This is a genomic window from Mycobacterium sp. IDUB_9, assembly GCF_055419505.1.
Genome location: NZ_JBVAXU010000002.1, coordinates 92,849 through 104,302 on the forward strand (window position 1 = coordinate 92,849; position 11,454 = coordinate 104,302).

Here is an 11,454-nt window from a genome sequence, read left to right on the forward strand (position 1 = left end):
TGCCGGTTTAGTTGCCGTCATGGCGGGGGCGGCTTCCGTGATGAGCAATATGGCGATGCCGTCCGCCAATGCGGCACCGTGTCCGGATGCCGAGGTGATATTCGCCCGCGGCACCATGGAAGCGCCTGGAGTAGGCGATACCGGCGAGGCATTCGTTAACTCATTGCGTGCCAATGTCGGCGCGAAATCGGTGGAGGTCTATCCCGTCGATTACCCGGCCACCACTGACTTCCCGACGGCGGTCCAGGGCATCGCCGACGCGCGGGCGCGCATCATGACCACCGCGGCCAACTGTCCTGACACCAAGATGGTGCTGGGCGGGTTCTCTCAAGGTGCGGCGGTCATCGGCTTCGTGACGGCCAGCGTTGTGCCTGACGGGGTTACCGCGGCAGACGTACCGTCACCCATGCCGCCCGATGTCGCTGACCATGTGGCAGCCGTCGCGTTGTTCGGGAAACCGTCACCGCGATTCATGAAGGTGATCAACAACCCCTCGGTTGTCGTCGGACCGGGCTACACCGCCAAAGCCATCGACCTCTGCGTCGACAACGATCTGGTGTGCGACCCGCAGGGCAGGAGCTTCGGTATCCATACCCAGTACGCGGAGGCCGGTCTGGTGAACCAGGGGGCAGCGTTCGCGGCGAGCAAGCTGCAGGACGACTGGGCGCGGGAGGCAACTCAGCCGGCGCCGCCGGCCACGCTGGTCGGTACAGGGCCATCGCAGCCGTCGCGGGTGCCGTCGGCCCAGCCCGCACAGTCTCCGCAACCCGCCCAACACATGGGCCCGGCGCCCCAGAACCTTCCCGGTCCGGCCCCTGCTCAGAGTCCCGCAGCACCGAGTCCCGCTGCACCGAGCCCGGCTGCGCCCGTCGCGCCTGCGCCCGCGCCGCCGCCTATCGCCCCGGTATAGCCGGCCTAGTGGTGTGCGTTGTCGCCGAACAGGTAGACGCCGGTGTGATGGCCGATGAAATTGTTCGCGATGTACAGCACGCCGGCAGCCACCACGACCAGCACCAACGCGAACATCACCCAGCTGAGCCCCACCAGCAGGCGGCGACGGCCCACAGCTGAGGAGCCCTCGGCGGTGGCACCTGCGATGTCGCCCGCGATGTGGAGCCGGACGCCGATCGCGAACAGGGTGGGCACCGAAGCGCCCACTGCCAGGCCGAAGAGCAGGATCTTGCCGACGGCCACGAGGTTGATCCAGTCGTTCATGTGATTGCCCCGTCCCTACTTGCCCTCGACCGCGGTGAGGCTGCCCTGCCACGCATCGTTGACGTTCTTGTGGTCGATCGGCGGTTTGCGTGACTTGAGCCAGATGGGCACCGTCGAGGCGATCAGGGCCACGAATCCGACCAGCGGCCCGGCAAAGCCGCCGATACCGTGCACCAGGAAGTAGGTCAGCGCACCGACCAGCCCGGCGGCCGGCAGCGTGATCAACCAGGCGGTGGCCATGTTGCGGGCGACGCCCCAGCGCACCTCGGTGCGCCGGCCCAGCCCACTGCCCAGGATCGATCCGGTGGCGACGTGTGTCGTGGACAGTGAGTAGCCGAAGTGGCTGGACAGCAGGATGGTTGCCGCCGAGGAGACTTCAGCGGCCATACCCTGGGGAGCTTCGGTGTCGACCAGGCCCTTGCCGAGGGTGCGGATGACGCGCCAACCACCCGAGAGGGTGCCGAGGGCGATGGCGACGGCGCAGGCGCCGATCACCCAGAACGGCGGCATGGTCGCGGACTCGTCGACCGCGCCGTAGGAGATCAGGGCGAGAAAGATGATGCCCATCGTCTTCTGGGCGTCGTTGGTGCCGTGCGCCAGTGAGATCAGGGAGGCCGAGCCGATCTGGCCGTAACGGAACGCGGCGATCGTGCGGTCCTTGGGCAGGCCGCGGATCAACCGGTAGACAAGCCAGCTGGCGATGCAGGCCACCAAGCCGGCGATCAGCGGCGAGAGCACCGCGGGCACGATGACAGTCGAGACCACCCCATGCCAGATCACGCCGTGGCCACCTGCGGCGGCGATCATCGCGCCGACGATGCCGCCGATGAGTGCGTGTGACGAGCTGGACGGAATGCCCAGCAGCCAGGTGAACAGGTTCCACAGGATGCTGCCGACGAGTCCGGCGAACACCAGCTCGAGGGATACCAGATCGGCATCGACCAGACCCTTGGCGATCGTGGCCGCCACGGCCGTGGACAGAAAAGCGCCGACGAGGTTCAGCAGGGCGGACAGTGCTACAGCGGTGCGTGGTTTGAGTGCTCCGCTGGCGATCGACGTCGCCATCGCATTGCCGGTGTCGTGAAAGCCGTTGGTGAAGTCGAACATCAATGCGGTGAATACGACGATGCACAGCAGGAGAAACTGTAACGACACGGTAAACAATTCTTGAACACGATCGCTACGAATACCTAATTAACTGGCTGAGTTCTCGGTCACGTCAGCGGGCCCTAGGTGGAACTCCGGCCGGCTCAGCGTTTCGGGATGTCGACCCCGAGACGTTTGAGTCCGTCGTTGATGTGCAGGTGAGCCTCGTCCATCGTGGCGCCCAACTTCGTCAGCCGGGCGGAACTGTTAGCCGGTGTCAACTCCACACACTGGTCGGCCATGCTGCGGAAGCCGTCGAAGCCCTCCTGCAAGGCGGTGTTGACCGAGACGTCGGGCCCGGGGAGGACCTTGGGCTGGACCGAGTCGACGTACGTGCGTAGGTCGCTGCATGCGTTGTGCAGTGCGCCGTAGTTGGTCATGCGGCCCGGGGTCACCATCGCATTGGCGATCGGACCCAACTGCGTGCCCAGGCCGGCGACGGCGTCGATGACGGCCTGCCGCCACTCATCGGTCACCGGGGCCGCGATCGGCTTGCCCGCGACAGCGCAACCGGCGAGCACGGAGGTGGTGGCCAGGACGGCGGCGATGTACCTCATATGCAGCGAGCTTATGGGGTGCAACCGTTCTGGTGTGGTGCGTTGCCGGGCAGGAGAGTTTGCGCGTAGATCGCCGCACCCACGTGTAAGCGGCGTCACACCGGTAACCTGAGTAATGACTGACTAGGCAGATCGGGGGATCGGTATGGATCTCGTGCTCGGCCTCGCGATGACTTCGAGAGCCGTTCGGTGGGTACTTGTCGAAGGCACGACGGGCGAGGGGCGTCCCGTCGACCGCGGCGCGATCTCCCTCGACGACGCCGCCAGTTATGACCCCGACGGCCTGCTGCGCGGCTTGGTGGACGACACCGAACTCGAGGGCGGACACCGCATTCACGCCATCGGCGTGACCTGGACGAATGACGCTGCGCCGTTGGCCGGCCACATCATGCAGTCGCTCGATACCCGCGGCTACGGAAATGTTTTCGCAGTGTCCGAGATCGAGGCGGCCGGCATGTTGGCCAGTGGCATCGCCGAGATCACCGAGCACGACGACATCGCGGTCTGTCTCGTCGAACCCGACGCCGCGGTGGTGGCGATCGTGACGCCCGACGACGTCAGCGCCGACCGCATCGATCGTTCCGACACGTTCGTCGCCGACATTGCCGGGCTCCTGGCCCTCACCGGTCGGCCGATCAGCGCGATGTTCGTCCTGGGCTCCGATGCGCACGGCCCGATCGTGGCCGATCTGGCCGAGTCCATCCCGGCAGCGGTCATCACCGCCAATGAGGCCGACCTGGCGTTCGCGCGAGGTGCGGGCCTGGCCGCGGCACTCGCGGTGAATACCGCTGCGGCGCCTGCCAAAGGTGTGCACTGGACCAAGGTCGGCGCGCTGGCGTCGGTGGTGGGTGGTGCGTTGGTGACGCTCGTCGTCGCGACCTCGGCGGTGATCGGGCTGCATCTGCATCCCGGAGCGGTATCGGAGACCGCGCAGGCCAAGAGTCTCCACGAGTCGGCCCCCGAGGCCGGCCCGGCCCCGAAGCCGGTGCAAAAGCCGGTACAGAAGCCGGCGGAGAAGGCTGCGGCCAAGCCCGCACCGGCGGCTCCGCCGCATACACCCGAGGCCCCGCCGCCGGCACAGGCGGTCGAGGCGGGAAGCCCGCCGGCACACCAGCCGCCCGCTGCCGCACCGGCACCGGCACCTGCGCCCGCCTACGTTCCGCCCGCGCCCACTCCCGTCTATGCGCCACCGCCGGCCCCGGTGTACAGCCCTCCGCCGTACGTGCCGCCGCCGGTGACCTATCCGCAGCCGCGGCTGCGGGACCGGATCATCGAGCGCATCCCGATCATCAACCGTTTCCACTGAACTTGGCGGTGAGCCCGGACCGGGCGAGCCGGGCCTGCTCGGCGCGCACCACCTCGTCCTGATGCGGGGGAGTCTGGTCGGGATGCTGGGCCAGGCGGCGGATCGGCTCGTCGACGGTGCCCTTGGCCAGCAGTCGGTAGACCCGCACGGTGTGCAGTTCGCTGAGCCGCTGGGTGCGTCCGATCACCCGCCGTTCGGTGCGCGGCAGCCATTGGGGTTCGGCGATGATGAACACGACCGGGGCGTTCAGCCGGCGCAGGTCCAGCTCGCCGGCACCGATGTGGGCCAGCAGGGTGGCCGGGCCGCGGTCGGTGGCGAATGCGTCGACGACGGCCTGCTGATCGGGAACTGACGCATCGACTGTCCCGAAGACGTTTCCCGGCAAGGCTTTCCGAATCACCTCGAGCACAGCGGGGAAGTGAGAGAACACCACCACCCTGGCCCCGTTGATGTGGGCCTCGTTGGTGAGCTCGAGGAGTCGGTCCAGTTTGGCGCCCGGCGACGGTGAACCGGACGGCCAGGCGCCCTGCCGGATCGCGCTGAAGTTGCCGCTGGTGACGGCTTGGCGGTAGCGCTCGCGGTCGGCCCGGCTGGTCCGCACCCATTCTTCGGTGGCGATCCGCGCCGGCAGCTCGTCGACCACATCGCGGTAGTCGCGTCGCAGGTATACCCGGTCCACCGCGCGGCGGAATGCGATCGATCCGCGGTCGCCCGCGTTCGGTGCCACCTTGCCCGCGACATCGGGCTGCAGGAAATCGGCGAGGTGGCGGAAACCGCCGATCCGTTGGTGCATCGCCACGCCGGACAGGAACAGCACACGGTTGTCGGAGGTCAACACGTTGCGGACGGCGCGGGCCCGGTCCGATTTCGGGTCGCGCAGCAGGTGCGCCTCGTCGACGATGACCAGGCTGGGGCGTTCGGGCAGCTTGATGCGCTGCAAGGTGTCGTAGGAGACGATGGCCACGCCGCCGGAGGTCTTCCAATTCTCAAGGCGGGCGTCGCGTTGGCTGCCGCGGATTTCGATCGCCCGTAACGCGGTGTGCTTGGCTGTTTCTGCGGCCCAATGGATTCCGGTGTTGGGCTGGCAGACCACCAGGGTGTGGCGCAGCTGTTCGGCGGCAGCCAGGTGCGCGGCGACCGCCAGTGCCTGCAGGGTTTTGCCGAGCCCCAGGTCGTCGCACAGCAGAACCCGTTCGCGCGTCACCGCATAGCGGGTGCCGAACTCCTGGTACCCGCGCAATTCCGTCCGCAGCAGTGCGCGGTTCAGCACGGTCTTCTCGACCTGCTCGGCCACCTCCGTCCCCACGAAACCCTGCGCCGCATCCACATCGGTTGTCCCGGAGGCAAATTCACTCAGCACCTGGTCGATCGGACGCGGGTCGGCGCGGTATGAAGCCCACGGGTCCCCGTGGGGGTGGTGGACCTCCTCGATCCGGACGAGCAGCTCTCCGACCGATTCCCGCAGCTGATCGGAGGCGGTATGGCTGCGCAGCCGTGGCATCAGCCTGCGTAACTGTTTGACCGGTGTATCGGCGTGAACCAACGTCAGCAACGAGGTCAGTAGCTCGGTGTCTTCTTTGCGTAGCGGGGGGCGGGTGGTGGTGCGGATGTGGTCGGCCATGGCCTGGGCCGCGGCCTGGACGGATTGCGCAGCCTCGATGTCGACACCGGGCACCTGCGTCAACAGCCGGGCGGGCACGGTGTGGATGTCGGCGACCGTGCGATATTCCGAATTGGCCAGCCCACCGAGGCGGGCGCCGCGTGCCAGATACGGGCGCAGGTGCTCCAGCGGTGCGGCCTGCAGCGTCCGGGTCACCACCTCGTCGGTGCTCGCATGGATGCGGTCGGCGATGTCGGCACGAAGTTTGCCAATGCGGGCGAGCGCCGCATCGGCTTGGCGGATCAGCTCGGCGGGGTCGGCGCTGTCCATGACAAATCATCATTGCACTGTCGGACTGTGCCCGGGTGCACGGATTCGCCCGCTGCGACAGCTCTGGACCCGATAGACCATTCCGCCAGCCCCTGTGGCGAGCGTGCAGGTTATCCCGCCGACAGTCGCAATCTGAAGAAAAACCTGCACGCTCGCCACAGCGTTCCTCAACAGGTGCCAGGACCCAGAGCCGTCAGATCATCTCGTTCTTCGTCAGCCAGCGCATCACCGGCCAGCCGATGAACACCGGCAGCCAGCAGGTCAGCACCCGGTAGAGCAGCACCGCGGGCACCGCGATCCCGGCAGGCACCCCGAATGCCGCCAGACCACCGATCAGGGCCGCCTCGACCGCGCCGACACCGCCGGGGGTGGGGGCCGCTGAGGCCAGGGTGCCGCCGACCATCGTCACGACCGTGACGGTGACGAATGAGGTGGTTCCGCCGAACGCCTCGACGCTGGCCCAGAGTGCCAGGGCCGCACCGAGAGTGGTGCCCGCCGCCCCCAGCACGATCAGTGCCAGCCGTTGAGGTTCGCGGGCCAGTTTGACCAGGTCGGCGGTGACCTCTTCGAGTTTGGGCCGCACCGAGGACGCGAGCCAGCGCCGTAGCTTGGGGACGGCCAGGAACGCGCCGATGAGTCCGAGGGCGAGCCCGGCAATGAGGTAGAGGATCGTGGAACTCGGCACGAAGTGTGACAGGTCGGCCGAGGCTCCGGCCGCGGTGCTGAACAGGATCAGCAGGATCACGTGCACGATCACCTGCACCGACTGTTGCAATGCCACGGCGGCGGTGGCGCGCGTCGTGCTCAGTCCGCCTTTCTGCAGGAACCGCGTGCTCAGGGCCAGGCCGCCGACGCCCGCGGGTGTGGTGGTGGCGGCAAAGGTGTTGGCCACCTGCATGATCGACAGATTGCGGAAACTCACCAGCCCGTCGGCACATGCCCAAAGTGCGGCCGCCGCACCCACATACGTCAGCGCTGAGACGGTCAGCCCCAGCGTGGCCCACGACCAGTTCACAGTGCGCAGTTCGGAGAAGAACGTCGGCACGGTGCTGATGAACGGGTACGCCACGTAGACCAGGGCCCCCAACAACACCAGCTGGATCACCTGGGTTCGGGTGAACCTGGTGATCGTCTCGGCCTGGATCTGGTCGGCACCGGTCTGGCGTTTCACCTCGTCGCGGGCGGCGGCCATCACGGCCTTGGCGTCGGGGACGGCGTCGCGGACCCGCGTCGGTACCGCGGCCTTGGTCAGCCGCCGCGACGCGGTCAGCACGGCGTCACGACCGAACGCCTCGATTGCCGCCGCTACTGCGGACTTCGGGTCGTACAGCGCCGTGGTGGTGACGAGCAGTTGCGCGATGTCGGATTGCAATTGGGCGTCGGTGGCACCGTATTCGGCGCTGCCGAACCCGCCGAACAGCACCGCGCTGTCGTCGACGGTGATCTCCTTGCTGCGCAGGTCGCCGTGGGAGATCTGGTGGTCGTGCAGGGTGCGCAGCGCGTTCCACACTCGCCCGACGGTGGTCTCGTCGGTGCACTGGTCCAACTGGACACCGCGTTTGCGGTTGTGGGCATACAGCGTCCAGCCGCGGTCGAGGGCGGCCACCGACATGGTCGAGGTGCTGGCCAGACCCAGGTCGCCGATGGCGATGGCCATCAGTGCCCGGTGCTCGACGGCGCGGCGCATCGAGGTCTGCAGGGGTGCGGTCTCGTTGGAGCGCAGGCGCAGCTTTCGCCACACCTGACGTACGGCGCCGCCGCTCTGTTGGTTGGGGCCGTAGAGCTCGATGACGGCGCTGGAGTCCGGATCTTGGGAAGCCGCGTCGAGCATGAGCGGGCCGGCGCCGGCCGGGCGCACCACGGTGAACGCCGAGACGACGAAGCCGCGCCGGGCCAGGGCGCGCACCGCGCCGTCGAGCGGGACTTCCAGGGCCGGCGTGCCGACGATCCACACCACGAGGGCGCCGACGAACCAGCCCGCGGCCAGACCGAGCAGTGAGCGGGCCGGCACCACGGCGCTGACCACGAGGTGGATGGGCACGAACGCCAGCAGCAGCGTCCACCACCAGCGCCGCAGCCGGCGGGACAGCCATGGCCCGGAGACCGTGAGCACGGCGGCGAGCATGCCGATCCAGCGCGGGTCGTCGAGGAACTGCGACAGCTGTGAGTCGAGCCGGTCGGAGAGATCGAAATGCCATCTGGGGGCGGCGATGCCGTTGGCGGTGATCGACAGCGAAAGCATGGTGATCAGGGCGGCGGCCGCGTAGGCGCCCAGCAGTTTCCACTGCCGGCCCAGGATCAGGCTGACCAGGATGACGAACGGCAGGGCCAGGATCGCGACGCCGTAGGCCAGATAAACCAGATTGGACTGGGTAGGGGTCAGCACGCCGACGATCTCGGAGATCGACTTCTCCAGCGCCACCCATTCGTAGCGGGTGATCAGTGAGCTGGTGATGACGGTGGCCAGGAAGATCGCGGCCAGTGTCAGGCGCAGGATGTCGTTGGTGCGACGGGTCGGCGGTTGCAGGAGGCTGCCGGTGACGGTGATGTCCCGTCCGTCAACGCGCATGTTCCCCCTTTCCGGCCCGTTATCGAGACGCGCTATCGAAGCCCGCGACCAAGGTAGCGGGATCGGATGCCGATATCGGCATTTGGTGGCGATCTGAACCGTTACGAATTCACATCGGTCTCATCCGTCACCGCGGGCGACAATTTTTGCTCGCCTGATGTGATCCGGACCGACATATGCGAGCAACGTGATGTAACTTCGATCGACATGCCGACGCCGAAATGGCCGCTCCGGAGGAGTTGAACGGTGGATTCAACCCCATTCGGGCACTATCAGCTGCAGAAGCTGATCGGTCGGGGCGGGATGGGCGAGGTTTACCAGGCCTACGATTCCGACACCGACCGGATTGTCGCGCTCAAGGTCCTACCGCCGCACCTGGCGCAGGATTCGACGTTCCAGGAACGGTTCCGCCGCGAGTCGCACGCCGCGGCGGGGGTGAGCAATCCGCATGTGGTGCCCATCCACGGTTACGGCGAGATCGACGGCCGGCTCTATCTGGACATGCGGTTGATCGAGGGCCGCAACCTCGGCGCCATGCTCACCAAGACCGGCAAGCCTCTGGACCCGTCCTTCGTGGTGGGCATCATCGAGCAGGTCGCCGAGGCGCTCGACAGCGCGCATCAGGCCGGGTTGACCCATCGCGACGTCAAGCCGTCGAACATCCTGATCGCCCACAACGATTTCGTGTACCTGATCGATTTCGGCCTGGCCCGCACCGCGGGGGATTCGGGCATGACGACTGCGGGCAGCACCCTGGGCACGCTGGCCTATATGGCGCCGGAGCGGTTCGACGCGGGCAAGGTCGATCCGCGGTCGGACATCTACGCGCTGGCGTGTGTGCTCTACGAATGCCTCACCGGCGAACGGCCGTATCCGTCCGACAGTCTCGAACAGCAGATCGCCGGTCACATGGTGTCAGCGCCCCCGCGGGCCTCCGAGAAGGACCCGCGGCTGGCGGCCTTCGACGACGTGATCGCCAAGGGCATGGCCAAGAAGCCGTCCAAGCGCTATCAAAGTGCGGGGGACCTGGCGGCGGCGGCGCGGGACGCGCTCACAGCATTTCCTGTGCCGGTGCGCGCGTCGGCCCGCTCGGGGCGGCATTCGGCGCAACGCGTTCCCACCCGCGTGCGGGTGTCCAAGAAGGTGGCCGCGATCGTTGGCGCGACGGTGGTGGTGGCGGCGCTGTGCGCGGTGGGGGTGTGGCAGCTGCGCGACAGCGGTTCGGGCCGGGTCGCCAATGTGGCCGGTTCAGCTGGGTCCGGCCCGGTGCATGCGCCGACGGGCGCGGTGGACGACATCGCGAAGACGGTGCCCGGCGAGATCCGCGACTCCGGCCGTCTGGTGATCGGGGTGAACGTGCCCTACGCGCCCAACGAGTTCAAGAATTCCAGCGGAGAGATCGTCGGGTTCGACATCGATCTGATGAAGGCCGTGACTCGCACCATGGGATTGGTGCCCGACTTCCGCGAGACCGGTTTCGAGGGGATCCTGCCCTCGGTGGCCGACGGCAATTTCAACATCGGCATGTCCTCGATCACCGATACCGCCGAGCGCGAGCAGCAGGCAGATTTCGTCACCTACTTCGAGGCGGGCACGCTGTGGGCGCGGCGGCCCGGCTCATCGGCCGATCCGGGTTCCTCGTGCGGACTGCGAGTCGGCGTGAAGTACAGCACGATTCAGGAGACCCAGGAGATCCCGGCCAAATCGGATGCGTGCGTCGCAGCTGGGTTGCCGCCCATCGAGAAGGTGGTGCGCACCCATCAGGACGAGGTGACGGCCGCGCTGATCGCCGGTGAGGTGGACGCCATGACCGCCGACTCGCCTGTCACCGGGTTCGCGATCAAACTCAGTGGCGGCGCGTTGGAACCCGCCGGCGAAGTTTTCGACTCGGCGCCCTACGGCTGGCCGGTGGCCAAGGGCTCCGGTCTGGCCGAGTCGTTGCGGTTGGCGCTCGAGCACGTGATGGACACCGGCGAGTACCGCACCATCGCCACCATGTGGGGTGTGGAGAAGGGGATGATCACCCAGCCGGTGATCAACGGGGCGTTCCAGTAAGGGTTTTCGCCGTTGACGCTGGTCACGGTTGAAGCCGGTAACCGGCGATGCCGGTTACCGGGTCGAGCCCTAACGCTTCTTGGAATGCAGAACGTCGTCCGTTGACGGCGTATCGCCGGATTTTGCGCGCTTTACAGCGCGTTTTTCTTTGAGGGATTTGCCGGACTTCTTGGCCAGGCTTTGTCGCGGCGATTTGTCGGCCATGTCGGCCCCTTTGAATGTGGGGGCCTGTGTCGGTCCCGGTTCCATGAACCCTACGCATACGACCGGTTATGCGCAGCAGCACAGGTCGGCGCGGTTGACATTGCCTGGGGTGCAGCGTTGACTGGTGTTCTGGCCCGGATCCCGCCACCAGGCACAATCGATCCATGCGCTAGCAGAGAGCATTCAGTTTTCTTGCGATATCGCGAAATTCGGTTCAGTTCAAACACGTCGGTCTTGACGTGCTCGGAGCAGCCCGAGAGGTCGGCCGCGAGCCGAAGCGAGGGCAATCATTACGCACATCACCGAGCCGAGGGTAATCGGCAACCATGCAGAGATGGGACCGTCGACGCCGGAAGGCGCTGAGGATTCGGATGTTTCCGTCGCGGCTGTGAAACCGATGGAAGTGCTTCGCGCCCAAATGATGTCGGCTACATCTTGAGTGCTGCATCTGTTCTGCACCTACCGACCGGCC

At 66.9% G+C, this 11,454-nt stretch carries 9 protein-coding genes; 3 read left to right on the forward strand and 6 right to left on the reverse strand.

Features of this window, described 5'->3' with window-relative positions:
• Positions 1-19 precede the first annotated feature (19 nt).
• Positions 20-910: a cutinase family protein gene (locus ACZY08_RS08995; RefSeq protein ID WP_463745158.1), complete on the forward strand. Its 891-nt coding sequence runs from the start codon at positions 20-22 to the stop codon at positions 908-910.
• A gap of 5 nt (positions 911-915) precedes the next feature.
• Here ACZY08_RS08995 and ACZY08_RS09000 read toward each other — a convergent pair whose 3' ends face one another.
• From ACZY08_RS09000 to ACZY08_RS09010, 3 genes are all read right to left on the reverse strand, one after another.
• Positions 916-1,215, reverse strand: a complete 300-nt coding sequence (locus tag ACZY08_RS09000; RefSeq protein WP_463745157.1) for a hypothetical protein — start codon at positions 1,213-1,215, stop codon at positions 916-918.
• 15 nt (positions 1,216-1,230) lie between these two features.
• On the reverse strand, positions 1,231-2,370 hold the full coding sequence (locus tag ACZY08_RS09005) for an anion permease (protein ID WP_463745156.1): 1,140 nt from the start codon (positions 2,368-2,370) through the stop codon (positions 1,231-1,233).
• 95 nt (positions 2,371-2,465) lie between these two features.
• Positions 2,466-2,918, reverse strand: a complete 453-nt coding sequence (locus ACZY08_RS09010; protein WP_463745155.1) for a hypothetical protein — start codon at positions 2,916-2,918, stop codon at positions 2,466-2,468.
• Between the two features lie 145 nt (positions 2,919-3,063).
• Here ACZY08_RS09010 and ACZY08_RS09015 point away from each other — a divergent pair, with 145 nt between their 5' ends.
• The gene (locus tag ACZY08_RS09015) at positions 3,064-4,224 is read left to right on the forward strand and encodes a DUF7159 family protein (RefSeq protein WP_463745154.1); all 1,161 of its coding nucleotides are present in this window, start codon (positions 3,064-3,066) and stop codon (positions 4,222-4,224) included.
• Here ACZY08_RS09015 and ACZY08_RS09020 read toward each other — a convergent pair.
• Positions 4,208-6,154, reverse strand: a complete 1,947-nt coding sequence (locus ACZY08_RS09020) for an SNF2-related protein (RefSeq protein ID WP_463745153.1) — start codon at positions 6,152-6,154, stop codon at positions 4,208-4,210. The genes ACZY08_RS09015 and ACZY08_RS09020 overlap by 17 nt on opposite strands.
• Before the next feature lie 193 nt (positions 6,155-6,347).
• The gene (locus ACZY08_RS09025) at positions 6,348-8,723 is read right to left on the reverse strand and encodes a flippase-like domain-containing protein (protein WP_463745152.1); all 2,376 of its coding nucleotides are present in this window, start codon (positions 8,721-8,723) and stop codon (positions 6,348-6,350) included.
• Between the two features lie 246 nt (positions 8,724-8,969).
• On the opposite strand from ACZY08_RS09025, the gene stpK7 reads away from it, so the two are divergent.
• Positions 8,970-10,778 carry a serine/threonine protein kinase StpK7 gene (stpK7, locus tag ACZY08_RS09030; RefSeq protein ID WP_463745151.1) on the forward strand — a complete coding sequence of 603 codons (1,809 nt, stop codon included), beginning with the start codon at positions 8,970-8,972 and terminating at the stop codon, positions 10,776-10,778.
• A 69-nt stretch (positions 10,779-10,847) separates the two neighbouring features.
• Here stpK7 and ACZY08_RS09035 read toward each other — a convergent pair whose 3' ends face one another.
• Complete coding sequence (locus ACZY08_RS09035) at positions 10,848-10,982, reverse strand: hypothetical protein (RefSeq protein ID WP_463745150.1); 135 nt, start codon at positions 10,980-10,982, stop codon at positions 10,848-10,850.
• Positions 10,983-11,454: the final 472 nt, after the last annotated feature.

Excerpts from the sequence above, each read along its gene's own strand:
- ACZY08_RS08995 (WP_463745158.1), top strand. The coding sequence starts at position 20 with ATGGCGGGGGCGGCTTCCGTGATGAGCAATATGGCGATGCCGTCCGCC.
- ACZY08_RS09000 (WP_463745157.1), bottom strand. The coding sequence starts at position 1,215 with ATGAACGACTGGATCAACCTCGTGGCCGTCGGCAAGATCCTGCTCTTC.
- ACZY08_RS09010 (WP_463745155.1), bottom strand. The coding sequence starts at position 2,918 with ATGAGGTACATCGCCGCCGTCCTGGCCACCACCTCCGTGCTCGCCGGT.
- ACZY08_RS09015 (WP_463745154.1), top strand. The coding sequence starts at position 3,064 with ATGGATCTCGTGCTCGGCCTCGCGATGACTTCGAGAGCCGTTCGGTGG.
- ACZY08_RS09020 (WP_463745153.1), bottom strand. The coding sequence starts at position 6,154 with ATGGACAGCGCCGACCCCGCCGAGCTGATCCGCCAAGCCGATGCGGCG.
- ACZY08_RS09025 (WP_463745152.1), bottom strand. The coding sequence starts at position 8,723 with ATGCGCGTTGACGGACGGGACATCACCGTCACCGGCAGCCTCCTGCAA.
- ACZY08_RS09035 (WP_463745150.1), bottom strand. The coding sequence starts at position 10,982 with ATGGCCGACAAATCGCCGCGACAAAGCCTGGCCAAGAAGTCCGGCAAA.